The 18,398-nt window shown below is 71.8% G+C and carries 13 protein-coding genes; 3 read left to right on the top strand and 10 right to left on the bottom strand.

Translation table 11 applies throughout. The features are described from left to right. Positions 1 to 45: 45 nt before the first annotated feature. From RKD20_RS40350 to RKD20_RS40340, 3 genes are read right to left on the bottom strand one after another with little or no spacing between them, the layout of a single operon-like run. On the bottom strand, positions 46 to 1,311 hold the full coding sequence (locus tag RKD20_RS40350; RefSeq protein ID WP_424882025.1) for an alpha-glucoside ABC transporter substrate-binding protein: 1,266 nt from the start codon (positions 1,309 to 1,311) through the stop codon (positions 46 to 48). Next, a complete protein-coding gene (locus tag RKD20_RS40345) occupies positions 1,308 to 2,525 on the bottom strand; it encodes a hypothetical protein (RefSeq protein ID WP_424882024.1) in 1,218 nt (405 codons plus the stop codon). Before RKD20_RS40345 ends, RKD20_RS40350 begins: the two co-directional genes overlap by 4 nt. After that, on the bottom strand, positions 2,429 to 5,197 hold the full coding sequence (locus RKD20_RS40340; protein WP_424883434.1) for a tetratricopeptide repeat protein: 2,769 nt from the start codon (positions 5,195 to 5,197) through the stop codon (positions 2,429 to 2,431). The genes RKD20_RS40345 and RKD20_RS40340 overlap by 97 nt, the downstream gene beginning before the upstream one ends. Before the next feature lie 283 nt (positions 5,198 to 5,480). Between RKD20_RS40340 and RKD20_RS40335 the strand changes: the two genes are divergently transcribed. Further along, on the top strand, positions 5,481 to 7,643 hold the full coding sequence (locus RKD20_RS40335; protein WP_424882023.1) for a protein kinase domain-containing protein: 2,163 nt from the start codon (positions 5,481 to 5,483) through the stop codon (positions 7,641 to 7,643). A gap of 50 nt (positions 7,644 to 7,693) precedes the next feature. Here the strand turns inward: RKD20_RS40335 and RKD20_RS40330 are convergent, their stop codons facing one another. Further along, a complete protein-coding gene (locus tag RKD20_RS40330; protein WP_424882022.1) occupies positions 7,694 to 8,836 on the bottom strand; it encodes an alpha-lytic protease prodomain-containing protein in 1,143 nt (380 codons plus the stop codon). A 204-nt stretch (positions 8,837 to 9,040) separates the two neighbouring features. Between RKD20_RS40330 and RKD20_RS40325 the strand changes: the two genes are divergently transcribed. After that, on the top strand, positions 9,041 to 9,742 hold the full coding sequence (locus RKD20_RS40325; RefSeq protein ID WP_424882021.1) for a ThuA domain-containing protein: 702 nt from the start codon (positions 9,041 to 9,043) through the stop codon (positions 9,740 to 9,742). Continuing rightward, positions 9,721 to 10,818, top strand: coding sequence for a Gfo/Idh/MocA family protein (locus RKD20_RS40320; protein WP_424882020.1), 1,098 nt, complete (start codon positions 9,721 to 9,723; stop codon positions 10,816 to 10,818). Before RKD20_RS40325 ends, RKD20_RS40320 begins: the two co-directional genes overlap by 22 nt. Here RKD20_RS40320 and RKD20_RS40315 read toward each other — a convergent pair whose 3' ends face one another. The 6 genes from RKD20_RS40315 to RKD20_RS40290 all read right to left on the bottom strand — a co-directional run bounded on the left by RKD20_RS40315 (position 10,819) and on the right by RKD20_RS40290 (position 18,397). After that, complete coding sequence (locus RKD20_RS40315) at positions 10,819 to 12,294, bottom strand: glutamate--cysteine ligase (protein WP_424882019.1); 1,476 nt, start codon at positions 12,292 to 12,294, stop codon at positions 10,819 to 10,821. Positions 12,295 to 12,403: 109 nt separating this feature from the next. Next, complete coding sequence (locus tag RKD20_RS40310) at positions 12,404 to 14,419, bottom strand: alpha-xylosidase (RefSeq protein ID WP_424882018.1); 2,016 nt, start codon at positions 14,417 to 14,419, stop codon at positions 12,404 to 12,406. 5 nt (positions 14,420 to 14,424) lie between these two features. Beyond that, complete coding sequence (locus RKD20_RS40305) at positions 14,425 to 15,252, bottom strand: carbohydrate ABC transporter permease (RefSeq protein ID WP_424882017.1); 828 nt, start codon at positions 15,250 to 15,252, stop codon at positions 14,425 to 14,427. After that, complete coding sequence (locus RKD20_RS40300; RefSeq protein WP_424882016.1) at positions 15,249 to 16,169, bottom strand: carbohydrate ABC transporter permease; 921 nt, start codon at positions 16,167 to 16,169, stop codon at positions 15,249 to 15,251. Before RKD20_RS40300 ends, RKD20_RS40305 begins: the two co-directional genes overlap by 4 nt. Beyond that, positions 16,166 to 17,398 carry a sugar ABC transporter substrate-binding protein gene (locus tag RKD20_RS40295; RefSeq protein ID WP_424882015.1) on the bottom strand — a complete coding sequence of 411 codons (1,233 nt, stop codon included), beginning with the start codon at positions 17,396 to 17,398 and terminating at the stop codon, positions 16,166 to 16,168. Before RKD20_RS40295 ends, RKD20_RS40300 begins: the two co-directional genes overlap by 4 nt. A gap of 45 nt (positions 17,399 to 17,443) precedes the next feature. Further along, a complete protein-coding gene (locus RKD20_RS40290) occupies positions 17,444 to 18,397 on the bottom strand; it encodes a LacI family DNA-binding transcriptional regulator (RefSeq protein ID WP_424882014.1) in 954 nt (317 codons plus the stop codon). Position 18,398: the final 1 nt, after the last annotated feature.

Below are 18,398 nucleotides of genomic sequence, written 5' to 3'. Positions count from 1 at the left end.
TCCGCTCCGCCACGACGCGAACGGGCCGGGCGGCCCGCTCACGCGCTACGCGCAGATGTCCTGCGGTGGCCGGAAGGTGCGGTCGACGCCGGAGTCCGTGTTCACCTGGACGCGTACGGTCTCCAACTGCTGGAGCAGCGAGTCGAGTTGCCGCTGGGTCGGGTCGCGGAAGAACTCCAGGACCGCTCGGTGGAAGGCGTCCCGGAGTTCGGGCGGCATCACGTCGGAGGCGTCGAAGCACAGGGTGCGGGCGCGGGAGGTGAGCAGGGAGTCGATCTCCCGCTCGACCGGTGTCGCGGAGGCCGGCGGCGACAACCCGGCCGTGTCCGGGAACAGCGGCCGTACCGCGGGATCGGCCTCCGCCCACCAGAGCTCCCGGCCTGCCGGGCTCGACAGCCGTTCCACGAGTTGCTGGGCGTCCGGGTCGTCGCTGAAGACGGCGGCCATGTCACCGGAGACCTCGAAGGCGTCCCGGTACGCGGACTGGCCGTCCAGATAGCGGGCCGACGGCTCCACCGTCACGTCGTCGCCCGCGTAGACGTAGCGGATGAAGGCGCTCTGGTGCTCGTGCGTGCAGTCGAAACCGGGCGAGGCGAGCAGGCCGCGCGGCTGTCCGTCCGGGCCGGCCGAGCCCTCGAACGACGTGGTCAGGGAGTGTTCCACCGACTTCGGTGAGCGCTTGCCGAGCAGTTTCGCCCAGGTGGTCCAGGCACGTTCGACAGCCGGGTCCCGCCAGTCGAGGCGGCCGGTGGCCCACTCGGTGTAGAGGGCGGGGCCCGCCTGGTGGAGCACGAGGTCCTCGATCCAGTCGGTGCCGGGCCAGCCGGAGGTGGCCTGCGAGGCGAGGCCGACACACCAGGTGGGCCGTTTGCTCGACGCGCCGCGCTTGCTCCACACGAGGCTCTTGAGGTCGACCTTCAGCGGCACCCAGTAGGTGCGCCGCCGGCTGTCCACCAGCAGGGTCGGCGCCCAGGGCGGATAGGCGCGCTCGGCGCTCGCCTCGGCGAGCGGTTTCAGCTCGTCGCGGCGGGCGTACTCGGTGAGTTCGCCGATGCTGTTGAGGACCGCCACGTCCGGCGGATCGTCGGCCTCCAGCTGTGAGACGAGCGTCTCGCGCAGCGAGCGGGTGCCCTCGTAGGTGTACGTCCGTCCGGTCCCGTCGTCCAGTTTGTCGAGGGCGTCCTCGAAGGCCTTGCCCTCCTCGCCGGTCCACGGTCCGAGGACGACCAGCGGGTCGCGGGTGTCCGACCCGCAGCCGGGGACGAGGGCGAGCAGACACGCCACGAGGAGGACGCGCAGGACACGGCTCATGCGACGGCTCCGGGGCGGGTGACGACGAGGTACTCGCGGCGGTAGGCGTGCAGCGTGCCGGCGATCACGGCCGCGACAGCGAGGCCCGCGGGGAAGACGAACGGGGCGACGCCGTCGAGGAAGGCGAGCCGCCCGGCCGCCAGGTCCTCGTCGATCCGGGCCCGCAGCGTCTCGATGGCCTGCGGCTCCGGCCCGGCGAAGGGGCTTTCCTCGGCAGCCGTCTCCGTCCGGGGCGAGGTCTTCTCGGCCAGCGCGTCCGCGACGGGGACGGTCCCGTGCTGGGCGTCCAGGGCCAGCAGGGCGTCAACCGTCAGGAACGGTACGGCGAGCAAGGGCAGGGCGGCGGCCGCGAGGGGGATGCTCAGCCGGATCCGGAAGCGGTGGTGCAGGAAGGACACCGTCCGCCACAGCCCGGTGGCGAGCAGGGCGAAGGCGAGGACGGCGATCACCGCCGCGGTGATGGTGTCCGCGCCCCAGGCGGCCCGGTCGGCGAGCCGCGCGCGCAGCCGCCCCTCCAGGCCGGTCACCCGGTCGACGATGGAGGTGGCGGCGGAGCCGGTCGCGGCCGGGCAGGCCGGATACGGGTTCCTGCCGGTCGCCGCTACGGGTTGCGAGCAGAGCATGCTGCGCGCGTAGGTGAGTTCGGCGTCGCGCAGGACCGGGTCGGTGGCGTGGCCCTGGGCGCGGCCGATCCAGCCGGTGTAGTCGACGACCAGCGCGGACACCACGCGTAGTTCCTGTTCCTCGGCGACGGTGAGGGCTCCGCTGCGGGTGACCTGGTTCAGGCTCTGCGTGGCGCGGGCGATCCGGGTCCGGTACCGCTCGCTGAGCCCGCTGAGCTCGGCCGCCCGGCCCTCGGCGAGGTTCCGCTCGGCCTCGCCCTGCGCGATGAGCAGCGAGGCGCGGGCGTCCGCGAGGTCGACCAGCGCGGGCGCCGCGCGCTCCCGGATGTACACGGAGTCGCCCCGCACGCCCGCGTAGGCCCAGCCGAGCGCCCCGAAGGCCACCACGGCGAGCAGCGGCAGCGCGACCAGCCGGTCCCGCAGGTAGGCGCGGTTGCGGTGGCCGACGGCGGAGGGCCAGGCGTAGCGGTGGACCCGGCGGACGACTTCGGCGGTTACGGCGGCGACGGCCCGCGTGAGGCGGAGGGTGTCCTGTGCGACGGCGCGTAAGCGACCGTCCGGAGCCAGTCGGCGACTCTCTTGCCGAGCCATGGGCTGTCCCTGTGGTGTCGGAAGGCGAGCGGGCGGACCGCGTAGGCGCGGTCCAGGAGGATTTCGGCCACGGCCGCGTCCTCGGGGGCGGCGGAGCGGGCGGCCTGGTGGGCGAGGGTGACATAGCGGCGGGACAGGTCCTCCCGCAGGCCGTGTTCGTCGGGCGGGAGGCCGAGCCGGGGGTCCGCGCCGGCGGACAGGGCCGCGAGGTCCGCCGCGCCGAGGGCGCCACGGGCGAGGGCGCCCTGTACGGCCTCCCAGACCTCGACGGTCATCCGGACCCTGGCCTCCTCGTCGGTGAGGCCGTGCGCGTGGAAGAGCAGGGCGAGGCGCCCCAGTACCTCGCGCAACCGCTGCGGCGCCTCGTCGTCGTGCCCGGCCCTGCGCACGTACTCGATGCCGATCCGCACGGCCGCGGTGCGCGCGGCGGTCCGGTGCCGCGAGTGCTGGGGTACGGCGTCCAGTTCGCGTACGGCCTCCTCGCGTGCCCTTTCGCCGTCCAGCGCGAGCCGGGCCCGTGCGGCGCCGAAGGCCGCGCTGCCCAGGGACGGGTTGCGCAGCCGGACCGCCTCGTAGAAGGTCAGGGCCTCGTGCCGCCGCCCGAGGCGTTCCGCGCAGTGTCCGAGGGCCAGCTTGGGCGCGTACTCGCCGGGGATCGCCGCGTACACCCGGTCGAAGTGCCTCCAGGCCGCGGCCACTTGGCCGCGGGCGAGGGCCAGGAGTCCGTGGTGCCAGTCCAGCCGCCAGTCGTACGGGGCGCGGCGGGGGCCGATCCGTACCTCGGCCGCCCGCAGTTCCCGCTCGGCGGCTTCCGGTCCGTCGGCCGGGTTCCGCAACCGCAGCCGGCAGCGCAGGAAATGGACCTCCGTCGAGTCCCGCCAGTCGCCGATGTGCTGGAGCAGGGCCTCCGGGGCGGCGTCGGCGAGTCTGCTCAGCTCGGCGTGATGCTCGTCGTGGAGGTCGGGGCGCGGGACGGGCAGGCGCTGGGCGACTTCGGCGGGCGAGGGCGGGGCGAACGAGGACGGCGCGTCGGGGGCGGTCCAGTGGGCGAGGGGTGGCGCGGAGCCGAGGGCGCCGTCGAGGGCGTAGGCCGACTGCAGGAAGAGCGGCGAGGGCTCGAAGGTCTCGGCACCGGTACGCAGCGACCTCAACTCGCGGAATACACCCCGCAGTTGCTGCTCCATCTCCCGCGCGTCGGCGAACCGCCCCGCGGGCTCGCTGAGCGTGGCGCGATGCAGGACACGGGCGAGCGAGAGAAGCCCGAGACCGCGGGGAACGGGGGCGGTGGCGTCGCCGGGCACCCATGGTTCCTTGGCGGTCGCTTCCCCGCCGGCCGCCAGACCTTGCGGGACGGACACGTGGCCGGCGTCCGCTCCCTCCCCCACATCCGACGCGCCCTCAATGGCATCCGTGTCCCGTGGAGGGCTCGGTTCGTCGTGCGACGGCGTGGGCGTGGTGGCGGGGGCGGGCGCCTGTACCACATCCGCACACTCACCGACGTGCTGTGCCGCTTGGGCGCCTGGTCCTTGGGCGCCGCCCGGAGCATCCCCGCCGCCTGGCCCCTGGGCGACACCCGGCGCCTCGCCCCCCAAGTCGGGCTCTACGCTCCGGTCCTCAGCCGCTCCCCGGGCAGGACCCGATCTCCCCCCACCGCCAAAACTCTCCTCAGCCGCACGAGCGTCCCGGGCCGCGGGAGTCTCACCCGCGGCCAAAGCCTCCTCGACGATTGGTGCTCGCTCGGCGGCGAACAAGGCACCCCGGGCACCCCGGGCGGCCGGCCTCTCCTCGGTAGTCGACGCCATCCCCGCAGCCACCCCCGCTGCCCTTCCCGCGTCCACCCCAGTGGGCCCTCCGACACCCTCCCCGTCCTCCCCCGTCCCCAGCGTCCCGACATCCCCAAGGCGGCCCAAGTCCTCGGCCGACGTGCCCAGTCCGCTCAGGCGGCGCAGCGTTTCGCCCAGGCTGAAGAGGTCGTCCTGTGGTCTGGACTCGCCGTACGGCCCCACCGTGGGGGCGCTGAAGCCGGCCGTGGTCATCCCCGGCGCCCCGGCCGGGCGTACGCTGCCCACGTCGATGATCTTCGTCGTGGTGCCGTCGTGCATGACGTTGTCCGGCTTCAGGTCGCCGTAGACCTTGCCGGGCCGGTCGGCGTGCAGATACGCGAGGGCCGACAGGATCCGCACACCGTAGGCGAGCACGAACTCGTGGAAGCGCTGGTCGCCGAACTCCCCCGGGTTCAGCTTCGCCCGCGCCCGCACCTCCTCCAGTGTGAGCCCGTCCACGTACTGCAGGACGAGGAAGTCGCCGACCTCGGGGTGATGGCCGTAGTTGAAGACACGGATGATGTCGTCGTGGCCGAGGTCGACGAGGGCCCGCCGCTCCCGGGCCAGGGCACCCGCCGCGGCCGCCGCCTGATCCGGGTGCAGCATCTTGATGGCGACCTCGCGGTGGTCGACCTTGGTGTCGAGCGCGAGGTAGACCTCGCCCATGCCGCCGTAGCCGAGCGGCCGGATCAGCCGGTACTGGCCCGCGAGCAACTGACCGGGAGGCAGAGGCAGTTCGCCGGGGTCGCTGCCGGGACCCCAGCCGCGTCCCAGCAGCGTGATCGTGGGCAGCACGGTCGGGTCGGGGTTCTCCGCGGGAAGGTCGACATGCGCGGCCCTCAGATACATCGGCTGTCCGGTGACGACGAGCGGACCGAACGACCCCTCGGATTCCGGTGGTTCACCGCACGCACTCCCGCCCCGAGCCCCCTTCATGCCTCCTCAGAATAGGGCCAGGTGCCGGGATCTACCCCTTGCGTTCCCCCGAGAAGCGTGATGCCGCAGGGTTCCGGCCGCGCGACAAGGCCGGGATCGACGTCCCCCACGGTCCGACACCCCTCTAGAGTGAGGGGTTCCTGTCAGAAGAGTCCGGACCGCAGCCGTCCTGGCCAGCAGCGGTGAAGGAGACACGGTGACCCTGCGCGAGAACGATCCGGAGTCCGTCGGCGGCTACCGGATCGAATCGCGGATCGGGACCGGCGGCATGGGTGTCGTCTATCTCGGCAGATCGGCCTCGGGGCGGGCCGTCGCGGTGAAGGTCGTCCACACGCGGTACGCCGGCAACCCCGAGTTCCGGGCCAGGTTCCGGCAGGAGATCGCCGCCGCGCGCAGGGTCAGCGGCGCGTTCACGGCGCCGGTCGTGGACGCGGACCCGGAGGCGGCACGGCCGTGGATGGCCACCGCGTTCGTCCCGGGCCGTACCCTCGCGGAACTGGTCGACGAGTCGGGACCGCTGGACTGGCCCGCGCTGCGCCGGCTCGGCACCGAACTCGCCGAGGCACTGCGGGAGATCCACCGCGCCGAGGTCGTGCACCGGGACCTCAAGCCGAGCAATGTGCTGCTGCTGGAGAGCGAGGGCGACGACGGGGCCGTACGCGTCATCGACTTCGGTATCTCGCGCGCGGCCGACAGCGATGTCCGCACCCAGACCGGCATGGTGATGGGCTCGCCGCCCTTCATGGCGCCGGAACAGTTCAGCCGCCCGCACGAGGTCGGCCCCGCGGTGGACGTCTTCTCGCTGGGCGCGGTGCTGGTGTACGCGGCCACCGGGCACAGCCCCTTCGAGGCGGAGAACGCCTACCTGGCCGCGTACAACACCGTGCACGGTGAGCCCCGGCTCGGTGAACTGCCCGACCAGTTGCGCCCCTTGGTCTCGCGCTGCCTGGCGAAGGAACCCGCGGACCGGCCGACGTCGAGCGAGGTCCTGGAGGGGCTGGCGGGACTCCCGGAAGACCTGCCCGAGGGTCGACCGGCCGAAGAACCGGCCCCGGCGGCGCAGTTCCCTTCGACGGACATGGTGACCTCGCAGCTCGTCGACACCGGGCCGGTCCGGCGCGGGCGCCGCGGGCGGAGACTGTGGGCCGCCGTCGCCGCCGTGGCACTCCTCGGCGGGGCGGGGGCGGCCGCCGTCGCCGTGGTGGGCGACCGACCGGCGAGCACGGTCGACGAGTTCGACGCCCTCGCTCCGCGCACGACGCCCCGCGGGACGGCACCAGCGGGCTGGCGGCCCTGGCACAACGCACTCGGGTCGGACGGGAAGGACCAGCCGATGACCATCGGCCCGTCGTGCACCCCGGACGCACTCGGCGTCTTCTGCGCCTCCGAGCAGGTCGCCCTGATGCGGCTGAACCCGGCGACGGGCACCGTGGACTGGACGAAGTCCATGAGCCGCAAGCAGGTAGGCAGCTTCTCGGTGCGCGAGCCGCTCGTCCACGACGGTGTGGTGTTCGTGTACAGCGCGGACCGCTCGCAGGGCGTCGACGCCTACGACGCGAGGACCGGCACGCGGTTGTGGCAACTGAAGGGTCCGCTGGGCCAGTTCGAGTATCAGGGCGGAGTACTTCTCGTCCGTCTCGACCAGCTCGGCTCCTCCGACACGGCGCGCTATGCGGCCTACGAGCCGCGCACGGGCAAGGAGTTGTGGCGGCGCAAGCTGACCTCCACCTCCCCCAGCCCCTTCTACGCAGGTCCCGAGGGCACGCTCTACGCCGATCTGCGCGGCGGCGAGGGCGGCATAGCCCATCTCGACGCGCGGACCGGCAGGACCCTGGGCCGTGTCGACGCGCCGAAGGGCGACCTGTGGCTGGCGACGGTCCACGACGGCACCGCCTACTACGCGCGCTGGGAGGACGGCTCCGGTGTGTCCGCCGCCTTCTTCGTCCAGGACCTCGACAGCGGGAAGACCCGCCGGATCGACTTCCCCTGGAGCGTCCAGCCCGAGGCGCCGCCGCTGGTGCAGGGCGACACCATGTACATCTTCGACTACGGCAACGAGACCCTGCTCGCCCTCGACGTGAAGCACGGCAAGCCGCTGTGGTCCAGCTCGCGCGACCTGCGCGTGTTCAGCGAACCGGCCTACCACACGGGCCGGTTGTACGTGACGATGCCGGACACCGGCATCGTGGCCCTCGACCCGCGGACGGGGAAGGAGATCGGCCGTACCGCCCCGTCCTTCGACACGGGCGGCCGGTCCTTCGAGGAACTGTCGCCGAGTTCGGTGCCGCCGCTGCTGGTGGGGAAGGTGCTGTACGGGGTCAGCGGCCCGGGGATCTTCTCGGTGGCCGACGTCACCTGAGCCGGCGCGCACGGGTGGGCCCGGCCCGAGGACCGGGCCCACCCAACCGCTCAGGCGGTGTGCAGGGTGAGGCCGTACCGGTTGAGGATCTCGTTGACGGGCTGGAACCAGGTCTCGCCGCCGCTGGAGCAGTTGCCCCAGCCGCCCGAGGTGACGCCCTGGGCCTGGTCACCGCTGATGAACGAGCCGCCGGAGTCACCCGGTTCGGCGCAGACATTGGTCTTGGTCATCTGGTGCACCGCGCCCTGGCTGTAGTTGACGGTCTCGTTCATGGCGAGGACGGTGCCGCAGTGCCAGTGGCTGGTCGAGCCCGAGCGGCAGATCGAGGCGCCGACGGGGGCCACGTTCGAGCCGCGCACGAGCTGGTCGGAGACGGTGCCCCAGCCGAGCACGACCGGGACGGTCCACCAGCCGCTGCCCACGTTGACCCAGGCGTAGTCGTTGTCCGGGAACGACGAGCCCTGGAAGTTGCCGACGTAGCTGCGGTCCCAGCCGTAGACGCTGCCGGTGTGCTGGTCGCAGTGGCCGGCGGTGACGAAGCCGCCGTAGACCGAGAAGCCGATGGAACAGCGGACGTTGCCGGTGTAGAAGGGGTCGCCGCCGACGGTTCCGGCGGCGAGGGTGGTCGGCGCGGCGGCCACCTCGCGCACGGTGACGGGACCCGCCTTCCGGGCGCGGGCGACGAACGCCTGGACATCGTTGTCACGCTGTCGGCCGCTGACGACGCTCACCACCACGGTGCTGGCCTTCGGGTCGACGTGCCAGCTGCTGACGGCGTCCGGTGCGGGGAGGGCGTCAAGCCGGGCCTGGGTGGCGGAGAGTTCACGGGCGCTGTGGGCGACGGTGCGCACCGTGGCGCCGGTGGCGCGTATCTCGCGCAGGGCGGTGGCGGAGGTGCCGGGGGTGACGGCGACGGTCAGCGTGCCCTTGGCGGCGTCGAACCAGGAGCCGCCGAAGGACGCGCCCGCGGCCCGGCGGACCTTGGGCTGAAGAGCCGCGGCCTTCCGCTCGGCGGCGAGCCTCGCGACGGCCTGCTCGGGCGAGAGGCCGAAGTCCCGCTGCATCGCGGTGAGAAGACCGGCGGAGGCGGGCTGCTTCGCGTCGGCGGCGGCGGGGACCGTGCCCGCGGTCGCGCCGACACCGAGCAGGAGCAGCACGGCGAGGCCCGCGCGCATGATTCGGGTGCGTCTCATGGAGATTGCCCTTCGTCGTTCAACGGGATGGCAGAGTTCTCTGAGAGCGCTCTCAGGGTGGCCCGGCAGAGCCTAGTCGCTGAGTATTGACAGGTCCATACCAAACAATGAGGTTGTCGAAATCCCGTCCCCGCCCGGGGATTTCGTCCGGCTCTGCTGGGGGATCTCCCCCAGGAACCCGCTCCTGCCCCGCAAAGGAACAAGATGACACGGAAGAAAGCCCTGGTGGTCCGAGGCGGCTGGGAAGGACACCAGCCGGTCAAGGCCACCGAGCTATTCCTGCCCTTTCTGGAGAACCACGGCTACGACCTGCGCATCGAGGAGTCGACCGAGGTCTACGCCGACAGTGCCGAGATGGCCGACACCGACCTCGTCGTGCAGTGCGTGACCATGTCCGAGATCACCGGCGAGCAGGCGTCGGGCCTGAGCGCGGCCGTCGCGGCCGGTACCGGCCTGACCGGCTGGCACGGCGGGATCGCCGACTCGTTCCGGGCCTCGTCCGACTATCTCCACCTGGTGGGCGGCCAGTTCGCGACCCATCCGGGCAAGGAACCGTGCGAGCGCCGGGGCGGCGAGGAGGACAACTTCCTGCCACACACCGTCACCTTCACCGATCTGGGCCGTGAACACCCCGTCACCGCGGGCATCGAGGACTTCGAGCTGGTCACGGAGCAGTACTGGGTGCTCCACGACGACCTGATCGACGTCCTCGCCACCACCACCCATCCCGCCCGGCCGTGGCAGCCCTGGCAGCGTCCGGTCACCTCACCGGCGGTCTGGGCCCGTCAGTGGGGCGCCGGACGGATCGTGGTGACGACTCCCGGGCACAGCCTCGACGTCCTCGAGCACCCCGCCGTCCGTACCGTCATCGAGAGGGGCATGCTGTGGGCGACGCGCACCGCATAGGCGTCATAGGTCTCGGCGTCATCTCCCGCGCCTACCTGGACACACTCGTCGGCCGCTCCGCCGTGCGCGTCACCGCGGTCGCCGACCTGGACGCCTCCCGGTCGGCCGCCGTCGCCGCCGAACTGCCCGGCGTACAGGCCCTGTCCGTCGAGGAGCTGCTGGCCGCCCCGGACGTCGACACGGTACTGAACCTCACGGTCCCCGCGGCGCACGCCGACATCGCCCTCGGCGCCGTGAGCCACGGCAAGAACGTCTACGGCGAGAAGCCGCTGGCCGCCGAACTCACCGCCGCCCGTGCCGTCCTGGAGGCCGCGGAGAAGGCGGCGGTCGGTGTGGGGTGCGCGCCGGACACCGTCCTCGGCACCGGCGTCCAGACGGCACGGGCGGCAGTGGACGCCGGGGCCGTCGGCCGCCCGCTGTTCGCCTCGGCCGTCATGGTCACCCCGGGCCACGAACGGTGGCATCCCCAGCCGGACTTCTACTACACGGCCGGCGGCGGCCCCCTGCTGGACATGGGGCCGTACTACCTGTCCTCCCTGGTGCATCTGCTGGGTCCGGTGCGTGCCGTGATCGGGGCGTCCAGCCGGCTCCGCACCGAGCGGGTCATCGGGTCCGGCCCGCGCGCGGGCCAGCGGATCCCGGTCGAGGTGGACAGCCATGTCTCCGGAGTACTCGAACACGAGGGCGGGGCCCTGACGACGATCACGACGAGTTTCGACGGCGTCACCACCACGGCCGCACCGATCGAGGTCCACGGCGAGACGGGCACCCTCACGGTCCCGGACCCGAACACCTTCGACGGCGAGGTACGGCTGCTCGAACTCGGTGCGGACCAGTGGCGCACGCTTCCGCCCTCGGCCGGATACGTCGGCGCCGCCCGGGGTGTCGGACTGCTCGACTTCGTCGCCGCCGACGCACAGCGGCCCCCGCGCGCGAGCGGTGAACTCGCCCTGCACGTACTGGAGACGATGACCGCCCTGCTCCGCTCCTCGGCCGAGGGGCGCCGGATCGAGCTGTCGACCTCGGTCGAGCGGCCTGATCCGGTCCCGCTGACGGCTCCGGAGAAGTGGCGGTGATCAGTCCACGGGCCAGGTGTGCGCGGGTGCGTTGAGGTGCATGTAGTCCATGTACGTCAGCGTCATCCGGCGCAGCGCCTCCTGGCGGTCACAGCCCGCCTTCTCCAGGTGGTGGACCGTCTCCGTCTGCCACAGGGCGCCGTTGCGGGCGGTGACGCACCGCTGCTCGATCACGCCCAGCAGGGGTTCGCGCCATTCCGCGTCCATGCCGGCCAGCTCCAGGCCCCGGTGGGCGAGGGGCAGCAGCCGCCGCAACACCAGTTCCGTGACCGGCACTTCGCCCACCCCCGGCCAGTACAGGCGGGCGTCGATGCCGTCACGGGCGGCGGTGTGCAGGTTCTCCTCGGCGACCGAGAAGGACATCCGCGTCCACACCGGCCGGTCCTCGTCGACGAGGGCGCGGGTCAGGCCGTAGTAGAAGGCACCGTTGGCGATGATGTCGGCCACCGTGGGCCCGGCGGGCAGCACCCGGTTCTCGATGCGCAGGTGCGGACCGCTGTCGGTGACGGCGTAGATCGGGCGGTTCCAGCGGTAGATCGTGCCGTTGTGCAGGGTCAGTTCGCCGAGTTCCGGAACGCCGCCGCCGTCGAGCGCCCCCTGCGGGTCCTCCTCGTCGCAGATCGGCAGGAGCGCCGGGAAATAGCGCACGTTCTCCTCGAACAGGTCGAAGACGCTGGTGATCCAGCGCTCCCCGAACCACACCCGGGGCCGTACCCCTTGTGCCTTGATCTCCTGGGGCCGGGTGTCGGTGGCCTGTTCGAAGAGGGGGATGCGGGTCTCGCGCCACAGCTCCCTGCCGAAGAGGTACGGCGAGTTGGCGGCGAGGGCGACCTGTACGCCCGCGACGGCCTGTGCCGCGTTCCAGTATCCCGCGAACTCCTTGGGGGCGACCTGGAGATGGAACTGCGTGCTGGTGCAGGCGGCCTCGGGGGTGATGGCGTCGGCGTACATCGCGAGCCGGTCCACGCCGTCCAGCTTGATGTGCAGGTCCTCGCCGCGGGCCGCGAAGATCTGCTCGTTGAGCAGCCGGTAGCGCGGATCGCCGGACAGGGCGGTCTCGCCGACGTCCGCCTCGCCCAGCGTCGGCAGGATGCCCACCATGATCAGATGCGCGCCGACCGCCGAGGCGCGTTCCTCGGCGTGGTTGAGGGCGTCGCGGATCTCCTGCTCCCAGGAACCGGGGCCGCCGGACAGGAGGCGGCGGGGCGGGACGTTGATCTCCAGGTTGAAGCGGCCGAGCTCGCTCGACCAGGCGGGGTCGGCGATCGCCTGGAGCACCTCGGTGTTCCGCATCGCCGTGAGGCCGTCCTCGCCCACCAGGTTGAGCTCGATCTCCAGCCCGACCTGCGGCCGCTCGCTCTCGAAGCCGGACTCGCGCAGCATCTGCGCGAGGACGTCGAGGCAGGTGTGCATCTTGTCCCGGTACCGTCGGCGGTCCTCCCGCGTGAACACCAGGGCCGGCACGTCACGTCCCATCGGGCCCTCCCGAGTCCCCTCGGCGGTTACCTCTCCCGTCCCAGAGTCCCACCTCCGAGGCGCCCCGGACAGTCGGCGCACAGCACCGGGGCGGTGTGCGACGTCCCGCTCACAGAACGTGCGCCCCGGCCCGCAGCCAGAGCGGGGCCGCGGTGAGGGGGATGCGGACCCGACGCCAGGCGGGGCCGTCGATCGGACCTCCGGAGCCCGCGTACGGCAGCCACTCCCCCGGCGGGAACCAGACCTGTCTGCGGCCGCCGGGCGCGTACAACGGGGCGACCAGCAGATCCGGGCCCAGCAGGTACTGGAGGTCGGCCGCGTGGGCGTCCGGGCGGTCGGGGTGGTCCAGGGCCATCGGGCGGGCGAGCGGCTCGCCGGTGCGGACCGTGTCGGCGGCGGACCGGTGAATGTACGGCAGCAGGCCGGTGCGCAGCCGGGCCGCGTGCAGGACGGCCGCGTACCCCTCCTCGCCGAAGTCCCAGGGCAGCCGGGACGTCATGCCGTGGAACCGGCTGAGGGGTGACAGCAGTCCGAACTGAGCCCAGCGGACGAAGAGTTCGGGGTCCGGGGTGCCATGGAAGCCGCCGATGTCGTGGCTCCAGAAGGGGTGACCGGAGAAGGACAGCGAGAGGCCCGCGCGCAGGGTCGAGGCCAGGTCCTGCCAGCTCGCGTTGGGGTCCCCGGTCCACTTGGCACCGTGTCGCTGGCCGCCGGTCCAGGTGGAGCGGCCCCAGGTCATGCCGTGGCCGGCGACCTCCTGGGTGACCTCGGCGACCAGGTCGTTGAAGAGGAGCGGGTAGAGGTTGTGCAGTCGGTCGCCGGTCATGCCGTTGTGGGCCACCGCCGCCACGGGGACCGCCTCGCCGAAGTCGGTCTTCAGGACCGACACCCCGGTGGCCAGTACCTGGCGGACTCTGCCCCGCAGCCAGTCGGCGGCGGCGGGATGGGTCAGGTCGAGGACGGCCGAGTCCGGGTGCGCGCCGTTCCACACCTGCCCGATCCACGTCCCTCCCGAAGGGACCCGCAGGAACCAGCCGTTGCGGTCGATCTCGGCGAAGTGCGGGCTGTCGACACTGACGTACGGGTTCATCCAGAGCGAGACGTGGAAGCCCTGTGCCGCCAGGTCGGCCAGCAGCCCGCGGGGGTCCGGGAACGCCTCGCCGTCCCACTCCATGTCCGACCAGCAGCCGGGTCGCTGCCAGTACGTGTCGATGTGCAACACCTCGCAGGGGAAGTCGAGTTCGCGGATACGGCGGGCCCGCTCGCGTACCTCGTCCGCGCTGTCCCGGCGGAAGCCGCCGGAGATCCAGGGTCCGAAGGCCCACCGCGGGGGCAGCAGGGCGGGGCCGGTCAGGTCGCGGTAGGTGCGCAGGCACTCGGCGGGGGTGCCGGTGATCAGGTAGTAGTCGAGTTCCTCGTCGGGGACGGTGAGGGACCAGGCGCCGGTGTTGCTGTGTGCGAGGTCGAAGGAGGCCGCGGCGGTGGTGTCCACGAGGACGGCGTAGCCCCGGCTGGAGAGCAGGAACGGGACCGCCTTGTAGGAGCGGGTGCCGGTCGAGCCCTGGGCGTCCTCGACCCAGCAGTCCACGCGCTGCCCACGCAGGTCGAGGCCGGTGAAGCGTTCGCCGAGGCCGTAGAAGTGCTCGTCGGGCTCGGTGAACCAGCTGTTGTGGTAGGCGAGTTGGCCGTCGGAGAGCTCGGTCACCCCGAGGGGCAGGACGGTCGTGCGGTCGCCGGGGTCGCTCACGTCAGTCGCCTGCCATAGGTGACAGCCCTTCAGTTCCATTGTCAGGGGCGAGAGTTGGACGTCGAGTGCCAGGGCGTCGAGTCGGAGGGCGAGAGTGTCCGGTGATCGCTCCACCAGACAGCCGGTGCCGGCCGGTGCGGTCACGACGGAGACCCTGGGCGCCGTCGGCACCTCGTCCAACCGCAGGGTGATCCGCAGCGAGTTGTCCGTCGCCGGGCGCAGGCGGAGCGTGCCCGTACGTCCGGCCGCCGTGCGTACGTCGAGGGTCACGCCGTCCTTGCCGCTGGCGGCGACACGGGCACCGGCCAGGGGATCCAGCAGGGCCGGGACGAGGGGTGGAGGTGGTGCCACCCGGGGCGTGCTGTCACGGGGATGCATGGCGTTCAGCCCCTCACACTGCCCGCGGTGAGCCCGCCGACGATGAAGCGCTGGAAGACGGCGAAGACGCAGACCACCGGAATGCTGATGAGGGTCGCGGTGGCCATCAGGGCGCCCCAGGACGTCCCGTGCTGCCCGATGAAGGCGTTCAGCAGGACGGTGACGGGCTGGACGCCGGGCCCCTCGGTGAGCGTGAGCCCGAACAGGAACTCGCCCCAGCCGATCAGGAAGGACAGACCGGCCGCCGCGACCACGCCGGGCACCATGAGCGGCAGGACGACCCGCAGCAGGACGCCGGGCAGTCCGCAGCCGTCGACCAGGGCCGCCTCCTCCAGTTCCGGAGCGACGCTGCGCATCACGGGACGCAGCACGATCACCGTGAAGGGCAGCGTGAGCGTGGTGTCGGCGGCGATCAGGCCCAGGTAGGTGTCGGTGAGGCCGGCCCGGCGTTCGAGGATGAACAGCGGGGCCGCCAGCACGATGGCGGGCGGGAGCTGGGCGACGAGGAGGGCGAGCACCATCGCGCCCGAGCCGCGCATCCGGATCCGGGCGAGGGCGTAGGCGAGCGGAACGCCGAGCAGCAGGGTGAGCGCGACCACCCCGCAGGAGATGACGAGACTGTTGAACAGGGCGCGGGTCAGGCCCTCGTAGCCCAGGGCCGTCGAGTAGTTCTCGCCGGTGAGAGGGGTGGGCGCCCACTGCGGGTCAGGGGTCTGGATGCGGTCGGGCCGGGTGAGGCCGGTCTTCACCATCCAGTACACCGGCAGCAGGAAGGCGGCGGTGATCAGCGTGGCGAGCGCGGTCAGCAGCCAGGGGTGGCGCGGTGGTCTCATCCGGCACCTCCCGCCGGCGCCTCTTCTTCGCGCCGCAGCCGTCGTACGTACCAGACGCCTGCCAGCAGGGGGAGGACGAGCAGCAGCAGGCCCGCCGCCGCGCCCTGGCCGAACCGGAAGAACGTGAAGAAGACCTCGTAGACGTAGAGGGACAGCACGCGGGTGGAGTCGACAGGGCCGCCACCGGTCATCACGAAGACGAGGTCGAAGACCTTGAAGGTGTAGAGGAGGCCGAGCAGGAGGACGGTCACCGAGACGGGACGCATCAGCGGGAGGGTGAGGTGGCGGAAGCGCTGCCAGGCGTTCGCTCCGTCGATGGCCGCGGCCTCGTGGAGTTCGGGGTCGATGGTGTGCAGTCCGACCAGGAGCAGCAGCATGTTGAAGGGCACGCCGACCCAGACGTTGGCGAAGACCACCCCCGCCATCGAGGTGGAGGGGTCGGTGAGCCAGTCGTGGGAGAGGCCGCTCAGGCCGACCGCCTGGAAGAGGGCATTGTAGGCGCCGGACTCCGCGTCCAGCATCCAGCGGAAGAGGGTCCCGCTGACCACCGGTGGCAGCAGCCAGGCGACCAGAAGGAGGGAGCGCAGCAGGCCGTTGAGGGGGAACGGGCGGGCGAAGAGCAGGGCCAGGGCGAAGCCGATCGTGAACTGAAGCAGCAGCGAGGCCAGGGTGAAGACCAGGGAGAGGCGTACGGAGTGCCAGAAGGCCGGGTCCTCGGCCACGGCCCGGTAGTTGTCCAGTCCGTTGAACCGCTCGGCACCGCCGAGGAGTTGGCCCAGGTCGACGTCGTGGACGGAGGTCCACAGGTTGTAGAGGAGCGGGTAGGCCAGGAAAAGGGCGAGGAAGGCCAGGCCCGGCAGGCAGAACAGGTAGCCGGTGCGGCGGCGGCGCGCGGAGGGCGACAGGGGCTGTCTCATGGCGCGCCCAGAGCTTTGTCGATCTTTCCGGCGGCGGTCCTGGCCGCCGCGGACGGGGACGCGGATCCGGTGAGCACGGCCTGCTCCGCGTCCGCGACGGCCTGCGAGGCCTCGGCGTAGTGGGCGCCGTACTGGCGTGGCCGGGCGAGGGGCAGCTGGCTGAGGAAGAGCCGCAGGGCCGGGTCGGAGGCCCAGCTGCCCTGGTCGGCGAGGTCCTTGCGGGCCGGGAGTTCACCGAAGGACACCAGGTACGGCACCAGGACCGAGGGGCGTTGGGTGTACTCCAGGACCTCCCACACCTTGTCCACGTGCTTGCTGTTCGCCATCGCGACCCAGTTCTCCCCGCCCAGGCAGGTGGCGGCCTCCTTGTCGCGGGGCAGGGCGACGACGTTCCAGTCGAAGTCGGCCTTCTTGAGGGTCGGGATCTGCCAAGGGCCGTTGATCTGCATCGCGGCGCGCTGGCCGAGGAAGCGGGTGTTGACGTCCTGCTGGGTCCAGCCCACGCACTGTTCGGACAGGGAACCCTTGGCGATCAGTTCGTCGAGGAAGGCGAGCGCGGTGGTGCCGTGGGTGCGGAAGGTGTCCAGGTCGCCGCCCGCCTGCCAGAGGAACGGCAGGAACTGGAAGACGCCCTCCTCGGTCTTGATCGCGCTCAGTGCCAGGCCGTAGCGGTCGCCGCTGGTCAGCTTCTGGGCGGCGGAGGCCAGTTCGTCCCAGGTGGTGGGAGGTTCGACGCCGGCAGACTTGAGCACGCGGGTGTTGCAGTAGAGGGCGAGGCAGTTGCTGTTGTTGGGGATGCCGAGGGTCTTTCCGCCGACCTGGCAGCCGGACCACGGTCCCTTGTAGTACTGATCGGCCTGGCCCCATTTCTCGACTCTGGCGGTGAGGTCGGCCAGCAGCCGGCTGCCGCCGAGGGTGTTCATGGCCACGTTGTCGACGATGGCGAGGTCGGGCAGGTCGCCGGAGATCGCGCCCAGGGTGATCTGCCGTTCCAGCTCGGCGAAGGGGAAGGTCCGCCGCTCGATCCGCACGTCCGGGACACCGGCCTCGATGTCCTTGATCAGCCGGTCCATTCCGGGCTGGAAGTTGTCCAGGGTGAAGTAGTCCCACCAGCTCAGGGTCACCGGCCCCGTCGTGTCCGAGCTGCAGGAGGCCAGACCGAGGGCGGCGGTGGCCGCCGCCGCGCCGGAGACACGCAGGAAATCACGGCGGTCAACGGGGTACGACATCGTCTGCTCCCAGTGGTTCGATGATCGGGCACAGAAACCGACGTATCAGAAATCCAGGTCGATATCGGGGAACTCGGGGAGGTCCGGGAGCTCGGACTCGGGTTCCGAGCCCGGCACCGGCCGGCAGTGTCCCGTGCTCCCGCGCAGGGTGATCAGCGGTTTCAGCAGGACGTGCCGGGGCGGCGAGTCCGGTGACCGCAGCCGCCTCATCATCAGGTCGACGGCGACCCGGCTCATCTCCTTGGCGGGTATATCGGCGGCGGTGAGGGGCGGGTTCACCTGTTCGGCCCAGGGGCTCGCCGCCACGCCGACGACGGAGAAGTCGCGCGGCACGGTGCGGCCGTTCCGGGTGAGTCCGCGGTAGACCCCCTCCAGGGCCGCTTCGTTCATGGTGACCAGCGAGGTCGTCGCCGGGTCCTCGCTCAGGATGCGTTCCACGACCTCCTCCCCCGAGGCGAGGTCGTCGCCGCACAGGTAGGCATGCGGGGTGAGCAGCAGTTTCTTCATCGTCTCGGTGTAGCCCTCGTCCCCGAGACGGGCGAAGCCGTAGCCGCTGTCGAAGAGCTGTTCGGACCGGTTGACGAAGGCGATCCTGCGGTGGCCGAGGTCGGCCAGGTGCTGGACGCAGCCGCCGGCCAGACCGGCGAAGTCCAGGTCGACCCAGCCGGCCACGTCGGCCCGATGGTTGCGGCCGATGGCCACGAAAGGGAATCCCGCCTCGGCCAGGTACGCGACGCGGTCGTCCTCGCGGCGGATCTCCATGACGATGACGCCGTCCACCCGCCGGTCGTCGACCATGCGCGGGAACGAGGGGTCGTCGTGGCGACCGGCGGGCGCGAGCAGGAGGTCGTAGCCCTGCTGGGCGGCGGCCTCGGCCACCCCGCCGACGAAGGCGAGCTGCATGGTGGTGTACTCGCCGAGGCGGCCGGCGGGCGGATAGAGGAGCCCGAGCGTGTGGGTGCCACGGCCGGGGTCGTCGGTTGCGGGTCGCGCTGTCATG

Origin of the sequence: Streptomyces sp. SLBN-8D4 (genome assembly GCF_049739545.1) — a bacterium.
GTDB classification, from domain to species: Bacteria; Actinomycetota; Actinomycetes; order Streptomycetales; family Streptomycetaceae; genus Streptomyces; species Streptomyces canus_C.
The sequence above is the reverse complement of the archived record's forward strand: the minus strand, read 5'-3'. Positions and strand labels throughout refer to the sequence as shown.

Excerpts from the sequence above, each read along its gene's own strand:
- RKD20_RS40350 (WP_424882025.1), bottom strand. The coding sequence starts at position 1,311 with ATGAGCCGTGTCCTGCGCGTCCTCCTCGTGGCGTGTCTGCTCGCCCTC.
- RKD20_RS40345 (WP_424882024.1), bottom strand. The coding sequence starts at position 2,525 with ATGGCTCGGCAAGAGAGTCGCCGACTGGCTCCGGACGGTCGCTTACGC.
- RKD20_RS40340 (WP_424883434.1), bottom strand. The coding sequence starts at position 5,197 with ATGTATCTGAGGGCCGCGCATGTCGACCTTCCCGCGGAGAACCCCGAC.
- RKD20_RS40330 (WP_424882022.1), bottom strand. The coding sequence starts at position 8,836 with ATGAGACGCACCCGAATCATGCGCGCGGGCCTCGCCGTGCTGCTCCTG.
- RKD20_RS40325 (WP_424882021.1), top strand. The coding sequence starts at position 9,041 with ATGACACGGAAGAAAGCCCTGGTGGTCCGAGGCGGCTGGGAAGGACAC.
- RKD20_RS40315 (WP_424882019.1), bottom strand. The coding sequence starts at position 12,294 with ATGGGACGTGACGTGCCGGCCCTGGTGTTCACGCGGGAGGACCGCCGA.
- RKD20_RS40310 (WP_424882018.1), bottom strand. The coding sequence starts at position 14,419 with ATGCATCCCCGTGACAGCACGCCCCGGGTGGCACCACCTCCACCCCTC.
- RKD20_RS40305 (WP_424882017.1), bottom strand. The coding sequence starts at position 15,252 with ATGAGACCACCGCGCCACCCCTGGCTGCTGACCGCGCTCGCCACGCTG.
- RKD20_RS40300 (WP_424882016.1), bottom strand. The coding sequence starts at position 16,169 with ATGAGACAGCCCCTGTCGCCCTCCGCGCGCCGCCGCCGCACCGGCTAC.
- RKD20_RS40295 (WP_424882015.1), bottom strand. The coding sequence starts at position 17,398 with ATGTCGTACCCCGTTGACCGCCGTGATTTCCTGCGTGTCTCCGGCGCG.
- RKD20_RS40290 (WP_424882014.1), bottom strand. The coding sequence starts at position 18,397 with ATGACAGCGCGACCCGCAACCGACGACCCCGGCCGTGGCACCCACACG.